The sequence below is a fragment of the Nocardia thailandica NBRC 100428 genome, assembly GCF_000308795.1.
Classification (GTDB): Bacteria; Actinomycetota; Actinomycetes; order Mycobacteriales; family Mycobacteriaceae; genus Nocardia; species Nocardia thailandica.
Window position 1 is genome coordinate 25,015 of record NZ_BAGK01000311.1, and the last position, 16,465, is coordinate 41,479.

The 16,465-nt window shown below is 66.1% G+C and carries 17 protein-coding genes; 8 read left to right on the top strand and 9 right to left on the bottom strand.

Translation table 11 applies throughout. The features are described from left to right. The first annotated feature begins 49 nt into the window (after positions 1 to 49). Entirely contained in the window at positions 50 to 673 is a 624-nt protein-coding gene (locus ON36_RS31825) for a DUF305 domain-containing protein (RefSeq protein WP_245558292.1), read from the top strand. 322 nt (positions 674 to 995) lie between these two features. Here ON36_RS31825 and ON36_RS31830 read toward each other — a convergent pair whose 3' ends face one another. Together ON36_RS31830 and ON36_RS31835 are read right to left on the bottom strand one after the other, a co-directional pair. Next, the gene (locus ON36_RS31830; RefSeq protein WP_043661575.1) at positions 996 to 2,363 is read right to left on the bottom strand and encodes an MFS transporter; all 1,368 of its coding nucleotides are present in this window, start codon (positions 2,361 to 2,363) and stop codon (positions 996 to 998) included. A gap of 141 nt (positions 2,364 to 2,504) precedes the next feature. Continuing rightward, on the bottom strand, positions 2,505 to 2,726 hold the full coding sequence (locus tag ON36_RS31835; protein ID WP_043661577.1) for a heavy-metal-associated domain-containing protein: 222 nt from the start codon (positions 2,724 to 2,726) through the stop codon (positions 2,505 to 2,507). A gap of 170 nt (positions 2,727 to 2,896) precedes the next feature. Here ON36_RS31835 and ON36_RS31840 point away from each other — a divergent pair, with 170 nt between their 5' ends. Next, positions 2,897 to 3,952, top strand: coding sequence for a hypothetical protein (locus tag ON36_RS31840; RefSeq protein ID WP_157225135.1), 1,056 nt, complete (start codon positions 2,897 to 2,899; stop codon positions 3,950 to 3,952). A 143-nt stretch (positions 3,953 to 4,095) separates the two neighbouring features. Here the strand turns inward: ON36_RS31840 and ON36_RS31845 are convergent, their stop codons facing one another. Then, the gene (locus tag ON36_RS31845) at positions 4,096 to 4,500 is read right to left on the bottom strand and encodes a four-helix bundle copper-binding protein (RefSeq protein WP_043661582.1); all 405 of its coding nucleotides are present in this window, start codon (positions 4,498 to 4,500) and stop codon (positions 4,096 to 4,098) included. A 273-nt stretch (positions 4,501 to 4,773) separates the two neighbouring features. Between ON36_RS31845 and serA the strand changes: the two genes are divergently transcribed. From serA to ON36_RS31860, 3 genes are all read left to right on the top strand, one after another. Continuing rightward, positions 4,774 to 6,372, top strand: coding sequence for a phosphoglycerate dehydrogenase (serA, locus tag ON36_RS31850; RefSeq protein WP_043661584.1), 1,599 nt, complete (start codon positions 4,774 to 4,776; stop codon positions 6,370 to 6,372). A 245-nt stretch (positions 6,373 to 6,617) separates the two neighbouring features. Beyond that, positions 6,618 to 7,097 carry a hypothetical protein gene (locus ON36_RS36530; RefSeq protein WP_043661588.1) on the top strand — a complete coding sequence of 160 codons (480 nt, stop codon included), beginning with the start codon at positions 6,618 to 6,620 and terminating at the stop codon, positions 7,095 to 7,097. 278 nt (positions 7,098 to 7,375) lie between these two features. Continuing rightward, positions 7,376 to 8,011 (top strand): class I SAM-dependent methyltransferase, encoded by a 636-nt coding sequence (locus ON36_RS31860; protein WP_043661589.1) that lies wholly within the window; start codon positions 7,376 to 7,378, stop codon positions 8,009 to 8,011. A 248-nt stretch (positions 8,012 to 8,259) separates the two neighbouring features. Here the strand turns inward: ON36_RS31860 and ON36_RS31865 are convergent, their stop codons facing one another. The 3 genes from ON36_RS31865 to ON36_RS31875 all read right to left on the bottom strand — a co-directional run bounded on the left by ON36_RS31865 (position 8,260) and on the right by ON36_RS31875 (position 11,469). Continuing rightward, positions 8,260 to 10,515, bottom strand: coding sequence for a heavy metal translocating P-type ATPase (locus ON36_RS31865; protein ID WP_043661591.1), 2,256 nt, complete (start codon positions 10,513 to 10,515; stop codon positions 8,260 to 8,262). Between the two features lie 61 nt (positions 10,516 to 10,576). Next, positions 10,577 to 10,783, bottom strand: coding sequence for a heavy-metal-associated domain-containing protein (locus ON36_RS31870; protein ID WP_043661592.1), 207 nt, complete (start codon positions 10,781 to 10,783; stop codon positions 10,577 to 10,579). Positions 10,784 to 11,112: 329 nt separating this feature from the next. After that, entirely contained in the window at positions 11,113 to 11,469 is a 357-nt protein-coding gene (locus ON36_RS31875) for a hypothetical protein (protein ID WP_043661595.1), read from the bottom strand. 628 nt (positions 11,470 to 12,097) lie between these two features. Here ON36_RS31875 and ON36_RS35260 point away from each other — a divergent pair. From ON36_RS35260 to ON36_RS31885, 3 genes are all read left to right on the top strand, one after another. After that, complete coding sequence (locus ON36_RS35260) at positions 12,098 to 12,421, top strand: hypothetical protein (RefSeq protein ID WP_157225136.1); 324 nt, start codon at positions 12,098 to 12,100, stop codon at positions 12,419 to 12,421. Between the two features lie 484 nt (positions 12,422 to 12,905). Beyond that, positions 12,906 to 13,853 carry a M56 family metallopeptidase gene (locus tag ON36_RS31880; protein WP_043661597.1) on the top strand — a complete coding sequence of 316 codons (948 nt, stop codon included), beginning with the start codon at positions 12,906 to 12,908 and terminating at the stop codon, positions 13,851 to 13,853. 109 nt (positions 13,854 to 13,962) lie between these two features. Then, positions 13,963 to 14,427, top strand: coding sequence for a DUF2752 domain-containing protein (locus tag ON36_RS31885; RefSeq protein ID WP_218001270.1), 465 nt, complete (start codon positions 13,963 to 13,965; stop codon positions 14,425 to 14,427). On the opposite strand, the gene ON36_RS31890 is transcribed toward ON36_RS31885, so the two are convergent. The 3 genes from ON36_RS31890 to ON36_RS31900 all read right to left on the bottom strand — a co-directional run bounded on the left by ON36_RS31890 (position 14,428) and on the right by ON36_RS31900 (position 16,327). Continuing rightward, positions 14,428 to 14,643, bottom strand: coding sequence for a heavy-metal-associated domain-containing protein (locus ON36_RS31890; RefSeq protein ID WP_043661600.1), 216 nt, complete (start codon positions 14,641 to 14,643; stop codon positions 14,428 to 14,430). A 14-nt stretch (positions 14,644 to 14,657) separates the two neighbouring features. Continuing rightward, a complete protein-coding gene (locus ON36_RS31895) occupies positions 14,658 to 15,722 on the bottom strand; it encodes an urease accessory protein UreH domain-containing protein (protein ID WP_083885603.1) in 1,065 nt (354 codons plus the stop codon). A gap of 137 nt (positions 15,723 to 15,859) precedes the next feature. Beyond that, entirely contained in the window at positions 15,860 to 16,327 is a 468-nt protein-coding gene (locus tag ON36_RS31900) for a hypothetical protein (protein WP_157225137.1), read from the bottom strand. Between the last annotated feature and the right edge of the window lie 138 nt (positions 16,328 to 16,465).

Consider the following 16,465-nt stretch of genomic DNA (forward strand, 5'->3'; position numbering starts at 1 on the left):
GGTCTGTGATTCAACGTGAAGGTCATGTCCCGACTCCCGAGGAGTTCACATGTCTCGACGTTCCATCATCGCTGGAAGGCTCATTCCCTGTATCGGGTTGGTCGCCCTGGTCGTCGTCGGCTGCGGTAATGACGACGATTCCGCACCGGTCCATCATTCCTCGACGACTCCCGCCATCTCGACGAGTGCGGCCACCAGCATCGCCCCGGCGGGCACCTTCAACGATGCCGACGTGACGTTTTTGCAGATGATGTACCCGCACCACGAGCAGGCCGTGCAGATGGCGGAGCTGGTGCCCTCACGCTCCCAGGACCAGCAGGTCATCGACCTCGCGGCCGGGATCAAGGCAGCCCAGCAGCCTGAGATGACCCAGATCCAATCCCTGCTGGCGAGCGCCGGAAAGCCGGACCCCGCCGCTGGCGGCGCGATGAACCATGACATGCCCGGCATAATGTCACCGGAGCAGATGTCCTCGCTCGAGGCGATGTCGGGGCCGGAGTTCGACAAGATGTGGTTGCAGATGATGATCGACCATCACCGTGGCGCGGTGGAGATGGCCCAAACCGAGATCACCTCTGGAACCAACCCTCAGGCAAAACAGATGGCAGAGACCATCGTGGCGACACAGCAGCAAGAGATCGCCCAGATGGAGACACTGCTGGGACAAAAGTGAGCCCGTCGGCTCGCTCGAAGCCCTGTGGTCGTCTAGCGCCCTGCGGGTCTTACGTGCTTGCGGAGTCGCGGCGCCGCTGAGACTTGACCGATTGGCCCGCGTGCGCGACGCGGAGCGCTTCCGCACCGCAGGCGAGGACGCAGGCAGCGACGGCTCGGGTGGCCGGGTGGCGAGCGATCCGCAGGATCGCAGCAGTGGAGGTACGCATCGTCGTTTCGTCTTTCCCGGAGTAGGTGGGGCCGCACCGTGGTGTGCGGCCCCACCTACTTCTCGATCACATGCTCAGGGCCCTTATATGGGATGTGCTGGGCATCCCTGCCCCCTATCCGACGAGGACAGGTTCGCGTGCTTCGCGGGGCCAGCGTCGGTGTGCGTCGTCGATGACGAACGGGTGAGTGTGCTGGTAGATGCGGTCGCTGATGCGGATCGCGTCGGCCAGCCGGGCGGGGTCGATGGTGCCGACCTCATGCAGGTGGGTGATCTCGGCGGGTTCATTGCGTGGCCAGTTGCGCACCGCGACAGTGGCGCCGAGCCCGGCCAGCGCAACCAGTACCACCCAGGTGGTGGTGAAACCTGTGGCGCTGGTCAGCCATCCCGCGATCGGGTAGGTGAGCAGCCAGGCCAGGTGCGACAGCGAGAACTGGGCGGCGAAGAGTGCCGCGCGGTCAGCGGGCTGCGACGAGCGCCGCAGGATCGCACCGGTCGGGGTGAGCACGCCGGCAGTTCCGGCGCCGATGAGTGCCCATACCGCGCTCGCGGCAGCCCACCGCCACTGACCGGCGTCGGCGGTCGAGAGGGCGATCGCCGCGCCCAGGCCGAGGATCAGTGTCGTCGCGCCGGCCAGCATCACCGGGCGGGCGCCGGTGCGGTCGAGAACTCGCGGCAGCGACAGCGCGATGATCATCGTTCCGAAGCCGTTGGCGGCCAACAGCATCGCTACCCCGGTTTGTGATCCGCCGAGGGTGTCGCGGACGTAGTTGACGGTGTTGACCATGATCACCGAGCCCGCTGCGGCGACGACCAGGTTGAGCCCCAGCAGCCCGCGCAGCCGTGGTGTGGCGGCGAAGATCCGCATGCCCACCGCGATGCGCTTCGCGAAGCTGCCCTGGGTCGTTGCTCCGGCGTCGGGAATGCGCGTCGAGACCACCAGGGCGGCCGAGACGGCGAAGCCGATGGCGGTGCCGACGAACAGCCAGTGGAAGCTGATCAGGGTCAACGCAGCCGCGGCCAGCATGGGGCTGAGCAGCGTTTCCATGGTCGCGGCGAGCTGAGCGGCCGACAGCGCCCGGGTGTAGTCGCGTTCGTCGGGCAGGATGTCGGGAATCACGGCCTGGTAGGTCGGAGTGAAAGCGGCTGAGGCGGTTTGCAGGATCGCGATCAGGACATAGATCTGCCAGATCTGGTCGATGAAGGGCAGTGCGAGCACGACGCCGCCGCGGATCATGTTGAGCGTGACCAGGAACAGTCTGCGGGGGAATCGGTCGGCGTAGGCGGCCACGATCGGGGCGACGGTGACGTAGACGAGCATTTTGATGGTCAGCGCGGTGCCGAGCACCGCGCCGGCGTCGGCGCCGGCGAGTTCGTAGGCGAGCAGGCCGAGCGCGACCGTGGTCAAGCCGGTGCCGAACAACGCGGTCATCTGCGCGGTGAACAACCGCAGGTAGTCGCGGTGGGCGAACAACGAGGTCATCGGGGGTGTCCTTCTGGTCCTGTGTCGGTGCGAGGCACCGGATGTAGCTGAGGGTGGCGACCGTCCTGGGACGCTGTGAGGCCCCCGATGCCCGGCCGTCGTGTCATCGAAGGGGGTCGATTACACGACGGCCGGTCGAGGTCAGCTTTGGACGAGTTCGTAGCCGAGGGTTTCGACGGTGGCCTGGATCAGTCCGGCGTCTGCGGCGCTGGTGCCGGTGACGGTTACCGCGCCGGTGGCGAGATCGATGTCGACGTCGTCGATGCCGGAGAGCTTGCCGAGCGCGGTGGTGACCTTGCCGACGCAGCTGCCACAGGACATGCCCGAAACGACGTAGGTGCTCGTGGTGGTGATGGTGCTCATGGCCGAGTCTCCTTGTGGTGGCGTTGCTTTCCGAGGAGAGACGCTACGACATCAACTCGCGAATGTAAACCCCTAGGGGGTATAGGTATCGACCTTTTGCTTTGATACCTATAGGGGGTATGATAGTGACGCGGGGCACTTGGGCCTGCGGGATCGAAGGAGGCCCGATCGTGGCGAACAGGCAATCGATTCACCGCGTCGGCGTCGGGTCGCGAACCGCTGACAGCACCACGGGCGAGGATCTCGCCATGGCCGCCACGAGCGTGTGGATCGTGGTGTCAGTGCATCTGGACGGGCGTGCGCACTACCTGGACTTGCCCGACTCGTTCTTCACCTGGTGGCATCTGCTGCTGTATTCCGGCATCGGTGCCGCGGCCGCCCAGCTGTTGGCGATGGGCGTGCGGCGTCGCCAAGCAGGTCGGTCACTGATGTCGGCGGCAGTGTCGATGCCCCGGGGATACGGCTGGTCCCTGGCCGGGGTCGGCGTCTTCTCCGCCGCCGGGGTCGCGGACATGGTGTGGCACATCAGGTTCGGAGTCGAGTCCGGGCTCGACGCATTGATCAGCCCGACTCACCTGTTGCTGTTCACCGGGGCGGTGCTGCTGTTCTCCGGCCCGCTGCGCGCGACCCAGATCAAACAGCCGTCGGCGCCGATATGGGCCGCGCCCGCAATCATCGCCGCCATCGCGATCACCGCGATCATCGGCTTCGCCCTCAGCTACGTTTCCGCGTTCACCACCGACGCGCCACTGCACGCGGTCGGCGACTTCCCTGAAGGCACCCCCGAGCACTACGCCACCGAGATCCCTGCCCAGGCCGGACTCGGCGCCTACCTGGTCACCACCGCACTGATCGTGCTGCCGATTTCGCTGCTGCTGATGCGGCGGCAGCTGCCCGTCGGTGCGATCACCGCCTTCGTCACCGGGTTGGCCGTCCTCGCTCAAACCGTGCAGAACTTCACTCGGCCCTCGGTCGTGGTGGCCGCTGTCGTTGCTGGGCTGGTCGTCGAAGCTCTCGTCGCGGTGTTCGCAGCCTGGGCGCCCCGGGTGCCGACAGTGACGGTGGTCGCGGTCGCGCTACCGGCGGCACTGTGGTCGGCGCAGTTCATGGCCTTGCAGCTCGGCCCGGGAGTGGCCTGGTCGGCAGAACTGGTCACCGGGACAGTCGTGCTGTCGGCCTTGGTATCCGCAGCGCTCGTCTCTGTGTTCGATGCCCGAAAGGCATGACGGAAGACACCTGCCACCGCCGCTGGATCTACGCTGCTCCTTCGTAGTCCTTGCTCTCGGGTGCTCGTAATCGGCGCGGACGGGTGCCGCGGTGTCTGCGCCGGATATGCGGGATCGGCTGCCCGGGCGCACCGAGTGGGCCCTCAGCCGAGTGCTGCTATCAACTCCCGGCACGCCGCTTCACAGCGCCGGCATGCCTGCCCGCAGACCCGGCAGTGTTCGTGCGCGGTGTGGCGTTCGCATTCATCGGCGCAGCTCGCGCACGCGGTGGCGCACGCTTCGAGGACTGCCCGGGTCACGTTCGCGTCGTAGCCGGTGTGGCGCGACACCACTCTTCCCGTGGCGTCACAGATGTCGGCGCAGTCGAGATCGGACCTGATGCACTTGACCATTTCGGCCACGCCCGGCTCGCTCAAGCAGGCATCCGCGCAGGCAACACAGGCCTGTGCGCATTCGAAACATCGCTCGATGCACGTGGCAAGCACGTTCCGGTCGACCTGGCCCAGATCGGCCGGATACGAGTCGAGCAGTTCAGCGACGGTACCCATGAAATTCCTCCTCGACGACAAGTCCCGCTGGTCGTCGGTGCATTACCCGGCTGCCCGAACGTGAAACCGCGGCGGATAGGCGCAGTCAACCGGTCATGCAGACCGGTCCTCCTCAGGCAGGCTCAGGGCGGTTGCCCGGCAGTACATGGCGGGCGCCACACCTCGGATCGGTTGCTGTACCCCCTCGCCCGTATCTACTGTCTAACTACGTAGATAATGTCTTTCGTTCGACATGTCCTCACCGTCGAACCCAGCCCAGAGGAGTACCCCACAGTGAGCCAAGCAGGCCGTCCTGTAGTTCTGATCGCCGACAAGCTCGCCCAGTCGACCGTCGACGCGCTCGGTGACGGTGTCGAGGTTCGCTGGGTCGACGGACCCGACCGCCCGGCGCTGCTCGCCGCGGTCCCCGAGGCCGACGCGATTCTCGTGCGCTCCGCGACCACCGTCGACGCCGAGGTGCTCGACGCGGGCAAGAAGCTGCAGATCGTGGCCCGCGCCGGTGTCGGCCTCGACAATGTCGACGTGCCCGCCGCCACCGAGCGTGGCGTGATGGTCGTCAACGCGCCGACCTCCAACATCCACACCGCCGCCGAGCACGCCGTCACCCTGCTGCTCGCCGCCGCGCGTCAGATCCCGGCCGCCGACGCCACCCTGCGCGAGAAGACCTGGAAGCGCAGCAAGTTCAACGGTGTCGAGATCCTCGGCAAGACCGTCGGCGTCATCGGCCTGGGCCGGATCGGCCAGCTGTTCGCGCAGCGCCTCGCCGCGTTCGAGACCAAGATCATCGCCTACGACCCCTACACCTCGCCGGCGCGCGCCGCCCAGCTGGGCATCGAGCTGCTGAGCCTGGACGAGGTGCTCGAGCGCGCCGACTTCATCTCGATCCACCTGCCGAAGACGCCCGAGACCAAGGGCATGCTCAACGCCGAGACCCTGGCCAAGACCAAGCCGGGCGTCATCATCGTCAACGCCGCGCGCGGTGGCCTGATCGACGAGCAGGCGCTGGCCGACGCGATCAAGTCCGGCCACGTGCGTGCCGCCGGTCTGGACGTGTTCGAGACCGAGCCGTGCACCGACAGCCCGCTGTTCGAGCTGCCCGAGGTCGTCGTGACCCCGCACCTGGGCGCCTCCACCGCCGAGGCCCAGGACCGCGCGGGCACCGATGTCGCCAAGTCGGTGCTGCTGGCGCTGGCCGGTGAGTTCGTGCCGGGTGCGGTGAACGTCACCGGTGGCGCCGTCAACGACGTCGTCGCGCCGTGGCTCGACGTGGTCCGCAAGCAGGGCGCGCTGCTGGGTGCCATCGCCAACGAGCTGCCCGTCAGCGTCGAGGTGCAGGTCCGCGGCGAGCTCGCCTCGCAGGACGTCGCCGTGCTGGAGCTGTCCGCGCTGCGCGGTGTGTTCTCGGCGCTGGTCGAGGACCAGGTCACCTTCGTCAACGCCCCGGCGCTGGCCAAGGAGCGCGGCATCACCGCCGAGGTCACCACCGCCACCGAGAGCCCGAACCACCGCAGCGTCGTCGACCTGCGCGCCATGTTCGGCGACGGCTCGACCCTGAACGTGGCCGGCACCCTGACCGAGCCGAACCTGGTCGAGAAGATCGTCAACATCAACGGCCGCAACTACGACATGCGCGCCGAGGGCCTGAACCTGGCCGTACTGAACTACGAGGACCGCCCGGGCCAATTGGGTTACATCGGAACAGTTCTCGGCCAAGCCGGAGTCGACATCAAGGCTGCCCAGTTGGCACAGGATGTCGATCCTGGAGGCGCCACCGTCATCCTCCGGATCGACAAGGAGGTGCCCACGGAAACAAGAACGTGGATCGAGAAGGTAGTCGGCGCCGCCAAGGTCGTCTCGGTCGACCTGGCCTGATCACACCGACCATCCGCAGTGCCAGCACCGAAGTGACGCGCCTCGCGAGAAAGCCTTCACGGCAACTATCGACACAGGGCGTAGCGTGACGCGCAGCTTCGCATCCACAGGATCTGTCCCCGTTGCACACCATGGGGACAGATCCTGTCGGTACCGGCACGATGCGTCCGGGGCAGACGGTCGGCGTCAACGCCTTCATGCCGGGTATACGGCTCGCAGGAGCATCAACTGAGGAGGCATACCAAATGATTACTCAGCTCACTCGACTCGCCGCATCCGCGGCCCTGGCGTCCGCAGCGATCGCCGCGGGCGCTGGACAGGCCGCCGCTGACCCGGGCTCGGTCTCGATCGACGGAAATATGCAGGTGTTGGGCATGAACGTGCTGCATATCGACGCCCAAGGAACAGGTGACGGCCCGGCGACGGGCACCTACGTCGCGAGCGGACGGTTGGGGAATATGCCGCTACCGGTGCGGGTGACCGGCCCGGTGACCTGTCTGACGATCAACGGAAACACCGTCTCGCTGATCTATCCGATCACGACGGCCGAACCGGTCATGATGTTCGCACCGGACTCTATGGCCATCCAGATCACCGTCACCAAGGGCGTCAACGGGGAGCCGAATCGGATCGGCTATGGAATCCCGATGCCGACTACCAGCTTCCGCGGCTGCCAGCCGGGTTCGACACCACTGATCTTCGACGGGACCATCGACATCAACTGAGCCACCGCCACCTCACAACAGCCACTGGCAACTCGCTCCGCGGTGCGCCCTCGCGAACAACGACCGGCGCACTCAATCCGATCGAATCGATGACCTCGACCACAGAGGTTGGTTTCTCCGTATCGGCGACTACCAGGACACCGCACGACTCCCGTCCGAGTCCACCGCGACGGGCTCAGGAGACGATCCCGGCTGAATAGGGGGTTTCCCGGATGTGTGCGACGGCGTTCGGACCGGATACTGGTTCAACCAGGGGGCCGATCGGAACGAGGCGCACGGTGAACCAGCCCAGCGTGGACAGGATCGCGGAGGTCTTCGATCGCAATGCGACCCGCTATGACCGGCAGATCGCCAGGTTCGAGCAGGTGGTGTTGGGGTCAGCGCGCAACTGGGCAGTGGCGCAGGCTCGGGGCAAGGTCCTCGAGATCGCGGTGGGTACCGGCCTGAATCTGCCGCTCTACGGCGAGAACGTCGACAAGGTCATCGGGATCGATCTGTCGCAAGGCGTGCTCGACATAGCCGAAAAGCGCACGCATCGTGAGGATCTGGTCGTCGAGCTCGAGCGCGGTGATGTGCAGAAGTTGTCATTGCCCGATCTCAGCGTCGACACCGTGGTCTCGACCTACAGCTTCTGCACGATCCCCGATCCCGCCCGCGCCTGTGAGGAGGCGATGCGAGTTCTGGTGCCCGGCGGGAGGTTCGTGCTGGCCGAACACGGGCCTTCGACCTCGCCACTGGTCCGCGCGGTGATGAAGGCAGTCGAACCACTGAGCGTGCGTTTCGGTGCCGATCACCTGTTGCGCGACCCCCTGCAGTACCTCGAACGGGCCGGGTTCGAAATCGTCGAGTCATCCCGCGGTGGTCGCGGCGGTGTGACCTTCCGAGTGCTGGCCAATAAACCAGCTGGGAGATAGCAGCTTTCGCCAGCCTCCGCGGGTTCAGCCGACGATGAGGGCTGTTACCGCGCCGAGCACGACCTTCGGCGACCGGACAACTTCCCGACCAGCAGCAAGCAGTGGCGTGCCTGAACCTCAGCGACCCAGGAGCAGGTCGTCCCAGCAGTCGGCGGTCAGCCCGAGATCGGCCCGCCGCGTCATCAGCGCTCCGACTTTCGGGAACCGGGCCACGCTGTCACGGTGAGGACCGGGCCGGTTCGGGTCTGTCAGCTATTGCTGGAGCGGAAGCGGCGCAGACGCAGGCTGTTGCTCACCACGAACACCGAGGAGAACGCCATCGCGGCGCCCGCCAGCATGGGGTTGAGCAGGCCTGCCATGGCCAGCGGCAAGGCAGCGACGTTGTAGGCGAATGCCCAGAACAGGTTGCCTTTGATGGTGCCGAGCGTCTTGCGGGACAACCGGATCGCGTCCGCCGCGGCCCTCAGGTCGCCCCGGACCAGGGTCAGGTCGCTGGCCTCGATCGCTACGTCGGTGCCGGTGCCCATGGCCAGGCCGAGGTCGGCCTGGGCCAGAGCCGCCGCGTCGTTGACGCCGTCGCCGACCATGGCGACGACCTTGCCCTGGGCCTGCAGCTTCTTGATGACCTCGACCTTGTCGCGCGGCAGCACCTCGGCGATCACCTGGTCGATGCCGACCTCGTCGCCGATGGCCCGGGCCGCCGCGGCGTTGTCGCCGGTCAGCAACATCGGTGTCAGTCCCAGCGCACGCAGTTGTGTAATCGCTTCGGCGGAGGTTGGTTTCACCGTATCGGCGACCACCAGGACACCGCGCGCCTTACCGTCCCAGGCTACCGCGACGGCGGTCTTCCCTTCGGATTCGGCAGCGGTCATGGTTCGCTCCAAGTCCGCGTCGAGGTTGTGCGCGTGCTCGGCCAGCAGTCGTCGGCGCCCGACGACCACCGTGCGTCCCCCGACGACACCGTGTACACCGAGACCCTCGACGTTGGCGAAGCCCTGCACCGGTTCGAGATCGCCGACCTTGTCCCGGGCTCCCTTGGCGATCGCCTGCGCGATCGGATGCTCGGAGGAATCCTCCAGTGCCCCTGCCAGCTCCAGGATCTGCATCTCGTCCTCGCCGTCGGCGGCGTAGACCCTCAGCAGGCTCATCTTGCCGGTGGTGACAGTCCCGGTCTTGTCCAGCACCACCGTGTCGACCCGCCGGGTCGATTCCAGCACCTCCGGACCCTTGATCAGGACGCCCATCTGCGCACCTCGACCGGTACCGACCATCAGCGCGGTAGGCGTGGCCAGTCCAAGAGCGCAGGGGCAGGCGATGATCAGCACGGCGACCGCGGCGGTGAAGGCCGCAGCGACCGAACCTCCGGTACCCAGCCAGAACCCCAGGGCCATCACCGACAGCGCGATCACGACGGGTACGAAGATGCCGGAGATCTTGTCGGCCAGCCGCTGCGCCTGGGCCTTGCCGTTCTGAGCCTCCTCCACCAACTTGGCCATCTGAGCCAGCTGGGTGTCAGAGCCGACCCGGCTCGTTCGCACCACGATCCGGCCGCCGACATTGACAGTGGCGCCGACGACGGCGTCATCGACGCCGACCTCTACCGGCACCGACTCCCCGGTCAGCATCGAGGCGTCGACCGCCGAGGAACCTTCCACGACGACACCGTCGGAGGCGACCTTCTCGCCGGGGCGCACGACGAACAGATCACCCACCGCAAGCTGATCGGCGGGTATGCGCTCCTCCTTGCCGTCGCGCAACACCGAAACCTCTTTCGCGCCGAGCTCCAACAACGCTCGCAGCGCGGCGCCGGCCTGCCGCTTGGATCGGGCCTCGAAAAAGCGTCCGGCGAGGATGAAGGTGGTGACCCCGGCAGCCACCTCCAGATAAATGTTGCCGGCGCCGCCTTCTCGGGCGATGGTCAGTTCGAACGGGTGCGTCATCCCCGGCATACCGGCGGTGCCCCAGAACAGCGCGTACAGCGACCAGCCGAGCGCGGCGAGGGTGCCGATGGAGATCAGGGTGTCCATGGTGGCGGTGGCATGGCGCAAGTTGGTCCACGCAGCCTTGTGGAAGGGCAGGGCACCCCAGATCACTACCGGCGCGGCCAGTGTCAGCGACAGCCACTGCCAGTTGGTGAACTGCAGTGCCGCAATCATCGCCATGGCGATCACCGGAACCGTCAGGACCAGCGAGATGAGCAGACGCTGGCGCAGGGAGGCCGTCGGGTCATCGCCTTCGGGAGCAGCTGCCGAGGCGTCCGGTTTCCCGACCTTCGAGATCGGGAGCTCGGCGGTATACCTGGCTTGCTCGACCGTCGCGACCAGGTCCTCGGGCGTGAGGTCGCCGGAGTATTCCACGCGTGCCTTCTCCGTGGCGTAGTTGACCGTGGCGGTGACCCCGTCGAGTTTGTTCAGTTTCTTCTCGATGCGATTGGCGCACGACGCGCAGGTCATGCCACCGATCGTCAACTCGATCCGGGTGGACGGTTGCGTCGTGGTGGCCATCGCTGACTCCGTTCCGTACTGCGATGAATCTGGCTACAGATAGTGAGATCCACGGGGCCGGTCAGTCGGCAAGCTGATAGCCGGCCTCGCTGACAGCCGCGGCGATGGCTCTTCGGTCAACCGCACCCGTCGCGTCGATGGTCACCCGCCCACTGGCGAAGTCGGCCTCCACTGCAGTGACCGCTGGGATCTTGCCGACTTCTTTGTTCACCGCATTCGCGCAGCAACTGCAGGTCATTCCGGTCACGGTCACCGTTGTGGTGGTCATGGCTGATCATCTCCTAGCCCTGAGGTGCGTCCAACCGCCCACTCCAATCATACCCCCCAAGGGTATTACCTGCTGCTGCTTCGGCGACTGCTCAGCCGAAATTCCGATGATTGTCACCGTGTGCCGGATCGCAGCTTCTGCTCGACCTCGCAGGATCGATGCCCCGCCATTCGGAGCCGACCCGCGGTAGGGGTGAGGAACATTCGGGAGAACCGTCACGCTACGCGTCGGATCGACCCCGTGCTTAGCGAGACTTTCGTCGCCGATGCTCCAGTCCGCAAACCCAGCAAGCGCGACCCCTATCTCAGGTCAGATTGGTGATTGATCAGTCAGCGTTGGGGCGTCAGCGTGATGGAGCCGACCTCCACTCCACCCAAATACGCAGGGCCGGCGTACCCGCCACGTCCGTCGCTGATCAGTACGACTCGGTGGCCGGGAAATAGGTCCACGTAACCACCGTCGGGCGTCGAATGAATGGGGTAGCGCCCTATCAAGACCAGGTCCCCGCCCTCGACGCGCGCGTCGCGTTGCAGGAGCACGATGCCAGCCGACCACGTCGTGGACGTATAAGCGCCGGGTTCGACGTCGGCGAATGCTTGACCAGCCGTGCCGAAAAGCGTGGCGGCACCCACGGCCACAGCAATCGCAGCAGTCCGGACCATCGCTGGTCTGGCGCGTACGGACATACGTCAACTCCTTGTGTCGCCCCCGCCCTCGGGTTACCAACGCTAAGCGGAGGTGACGCCCCGACTCGTCACCTACCTTTGATGACTGGGCCGGAGGCCTCGCGGGATGAAGGAAATCGCGCACCCCCGCCCCAGCCGACACCCCGGGGTCTCGGGGGTGCGCCCCTGTGCCGGGATCACCATTTCGGCACAAGTACTATCCTACTCAGTAGAACGGTAGTCAGGGCTGTCGAGGATTGCAAGAGCCCGTGCGGTGATCCAGATTCGGACCGGGCCGTCACGTTCATAGTCGGTAATCGCCCGAACAATTCGAACAACTGCGGTGACAGCCGGTTGCCGCGTGACCGCGCTGTCCGGAGCGATCCATGATCGCAACGTCTCCAACGCCTCCGGCTGCTCTCGGGGCCGTGGCGGTTACAGGCCTTCGCCGCCGCTTGCGCGTCGTAGACCCTTGCTGGTCCGGGGAGTATTCTGTGGAATTGGCGACAAGCTTGGTCTACGTCGACATCAGGGAGACGCCATGGCGCCCAGACGAGTCCGGTGGACGAATCGGCAGGTGTTTGCGACACTCGCAGTGCTGCCCGCTCTGGCATTGGCGGCATGTAGCTCTGGGGACGGCGATCCTGGCGTGGCCACTGCTCGAGAATCGAGCGTCACATCGAACTCGGCCAACTCGACACAGATCGTCGTCAGGGAGAACGAATTCTCTATCAACGTGCCCAATCCCCCATCGACACCGGGTGCGTACACCTTCGTCGTCGAGAACTCCGGATCCGTCTCCCACGATCTCGTGATCGAGGGCCCGGGTGTGCAGTCGCGGCGCACACCGCGGATCGAAAGTGGCGGGTCCGGCGAGTTGGCCGTCACTCTGGAGCCTGGCTCCTACACACTGTGGTGCTCTGTCGGAAATCATCGGGAACTCGGCATGAGCACCGAAATCACCGTGAGCTGACCGGATCTCAGTATGCGGCGGCGCTTCCGACGCGAAATGATGACGCGAAATCTGGCTGGTATTCGTTGCGAGCAGCCAAGCAGGTAAACCGCGCCGAGAAACAAAAGTGAGGGCGACGCCACGAGTCGTCGCCCTCACTCCCGAAGGCCGGCCCCGAGCGCGCGAGATGAGGGGATCGCGCGCCATGGCCGTTGGCCAACACCCCTGGCTCTTAGGGGCGCCCGCGCCGAGAACGGCGCAAGTACTATCTACGTCAGTAGATAGTAGATAGTAGATTCGTGGAATGCAACAGCCCGGCAGATGATCAGCACCGGCGCCGCGGCGGCACAATCAATCGCCGCGTTCGGGTGCCGATAGTATGTCGGCGAGCCGCACATGCTGTGTGCAACGCCCGTATCTCGATCCGGCAGAGGAGCCCATCGGTGCCATCGATGTCTGTGCGTACGGTCGTGGTCGTCGATGCCCAGGCACCGCGGGGAATGTCATGAGTGTGGCGCTGTGCCTTCTGGCCTACACCGTGGTCGTGGCGGTGCTGGCCCCGCCACTGTTGCTGCGCACGGCCGGCGACGGGCAACATCCCCGCTTGGGCCTGGTGGCCTGGCTGAGCGCTATCGTCTCGGTACTGCTGTCTTGGGCGGTCGCGGTTGTTTTCCTCGGCGTCGATGTCGTTCGGGATCTGCTCGCTGATCAGCATCTGGATCTCGGACGTTGTTTCCGACAGTTACACGACGCCGCGGCAGGCTCGTACGGAACCGCTGTCCAGGTCGGCTTGTGGACGCTGGCGGGGCTTGCGGTGCTCGCGGCTGTCGTGGCGGTGTGGCGGCTGTGCCGTTCGCTGGTCCGGGCTCGATCGGTGACCCACCGGCATGCGCAGGCGGCATGGATGGTCGGTCGCCGTCATGACCGTCACGACGCGGTGGTGCTCGATCATCCCGAACCGGCGGCGTATTCGGTGGCAGGCAACCCGCACACGATCGTGTTGACCCAGGGCATCGTGGCAACTCTCGATGAGGAGCAACTGGCCGCCGTCATGGCCCACGAACGCGCCCACCTGCGTGGACGCCACCATGTTCTGCTCGCCTTCACACGAGCACTGGCCTCGGTGTTCCCCCGGATCGAGTTGTTCGCCACCGGCGCCGCGCAGGTGGCGCGCCTGACCGAGATGATCGCCGATGACGCCGCTGCCAACATCTATGGACCCATCACCGTCTGTGAGGCGCTGGTGACACTGGCCGACTCTCACGGCATGGCCCCGGTCGCGGCCACCGAAGTGGGTCTGGTCGATCGGGTCCGCCGCCTCGCGGAGCCTCCCGCACCCACCCGGATCAATCGTGTCGCTGCCTCGGCCGCTATCGCCGCGGTCGTCTTGGGCCCGATGATCGCGACTGTGGCCGCGGCGGGCGGAATCGGTGTCTGTGCGCTGGGCAGCTGAACCCGCCCAGGACCCGCCAGTCTCGAGCGGAATCGGCTCACCGTTCGGCGCTCACGCGGGCCCGGTAGTTCGGCGTTTCGTGAACTATTGTTTCCGTATCCAGGACAAGGTGAAGGATTCGATGATGGCAGGCCGGTCCATAGTCCCCGCCACGACCAATCGGCCTGGTGGTGACCGCTTACAGTGGCTGTCGCTGTCCGCTGTCGCATTCCTCGTCGGCGCCGCGGCGCTGCGGGTTGTCGGTGTGCCATCGATTGATCTGCACGGGCCGACGCATTTCCTCGGGCTCATGGACCCATTCTGCGGCGGAACCAGGGCCACCTACCTGTTGCTGACCGGCGATGTTTCCGAGTCTCTTCGCTACAACCCCGGCATCCTCGTCCTCGCCGGCGTTGTTGTCCTTGCCCTGGCCCGCGCTGTGGTCGGAGTGCTCACCGGCCACTGGTTGCAGGTCACGCTGCGCCCGGGTCTGGGCCGGGCGTTGCGGTTCGTCGTTGTGGTCGCGGTGCTGGGGTTGTGGGTGCGTCAGCAGATCAACGCCGACCTGCTGACGCAATCCTGGCCGGTCCCGTAACTATCGGGTGACTACCGCGGTGTAGCCCAGCTCGGTGATCGCGGCGATCACGTCCTCGGGGGTGGTGACCGCGACATCGAGTTCCACGGTGCTGAGGCCCTTCTTCATCGAGGTTTGCGTGTCGCCGACGCCGGGCAGGTCCTCAAGGGTGTCGTCGATGAGCAGTGCGCAACTGCCGCAACGCATGCCTTCGATCCGGAAAACGTGTGTTGTCATGCGGAATTGTCCCTTCAGAGGATAGTGATCATGCCCGAGTACATGCCCATGCCGCAGGTGTAGTCCAAGCGGCCCGGCTGCAAAATGCCCAGGTAGATGCGGGTTTCACCGCTAGTAGGCAGCGTCGTGGTGATGCCGAGGCTCGGGACGACCATCGAGCGGATGCATCCCTGTGTTCGGTTGGTCTTGACGACGAGTGTGGTCGGGATGCCCGAGACGGCTTCGATGTTCTTCGGACCGTAGGAGCCGGTCTTCGCGGTGATCGTCAGGGTCTGCACACCGTCGGCGACGACGGCAGCCGAGGCATCTGCCGCTGGGGGTTCGAATCCGATCGACTCCCCGATCCGGCTGGCCGCCAGCGGCGAACCGGCGAGCTCCAAGCCCGCGTTGAGTGTGTAGAAGCCCATCGCGAGCACCACGAGGCCGGTGGCCAGGGCCAGCCGGCCCCGCCACACGGTGGCCGCGACCCGGGCGGCGTATCCGAGGATCGCGAACAACGGGCTGGTACCCAGCACGAAGACCGCCATGGTCGCCGCACCCCACCACGGCGAGCCCGACGCCAAGGCCAGCGCTTCCACCGACAGTGTCACCCCGCACGGGATCAGGACCGTCGAGACACCCAGCACCGCCGGTGCAACCGCGGCCTGCGAACGCGCCCGCTTACGCAGTACCCGCATCCACGACGCGGGTGGTTCGATCACGATGCCCCGGAACCCCGGCACGCCCAGTTGCGCGAGACCGAAGACGATGATCAGCAGCCCGGCCCCGATCTGCAGCCAGGTCCGCGCACCAGTCGACAACTGCACGGCACCGCCGACGGCCCCCAGGACCGCACCGAGCACGCTGTGCGACAACAGCTTTCCGGCAAGAAACCCACCGACCGGGACGAGATCGTCAACGACCCGATGGCCCCAACGCGGCTGTCCCGTCGTTGTCACACCGGCACCGTCGGAGGCTGGCGTGGCCGATGCAGCCCTGGTACCCGCCGCCGCGGCGGCGCGCTGACGGGTGATCAGACCGGTGAGTAAGCCACCTTGCACGGCAGCACACGACACACCGCCGGCGAACAAGCCGGTCACCAGAACAGGAAAAAGATTCACAAAAGACTCCTGCGAGGAGAGGAAAGAGGACGGCATGACCGATCGCGCCGACGACGGAGCCGTCGGCGCGAAACTCGAGACGGTCACAACATCTGACACATCCCGGGCGCCTGCTCCTATGTCCGCAACACGCAGAGTTCAGCCAGAGTCGGTGCACGCGGCAAGACCGCCCGCACCCCTGTGATCCCCATCGCCTGAGGCCGCCGAAGCACAGTGGCGACGACTTCCCGACGCGGAAAGGCGATTGTCGCCAGCAATGCCAGGAACGCCGCCAAACACGCCATCACCAGGCCCACCGGCGGGGCAGGCGCGGCATCATCGACCACCGTCATCGGCGTATCGGTGGCCTCGGCGCCCACCCCGGAATCGAGGCCGTGGTCATGCTCGTGGATACCGGAATCATCGACCTGTGCACCGCACTGGCCCGCCACGCCACTGAGCACGGTGGCCGAGTGTGCCATCCCCATCGGCATGCCGGTCTGGCACTGTGTCCCGTGCATGAGGGCGATCGCGACGAATGCCGACAGCACCACCGCGAGCCGCAGAAGCGCGGCTCGTCGTGGAGTCATCGGTGCGAAGATCACGCGGCGATCCTACTAAGCGATCCCGTAGGTTGCACGGACGACCCGATCGCCCTCAGTGGGGCCTCATCTGCGGCTAGGCCGGAACGCCGATTCTCGGCGAACGCCCGGCGACCCCGAATGGTGGCCGTGCGCGGCCTG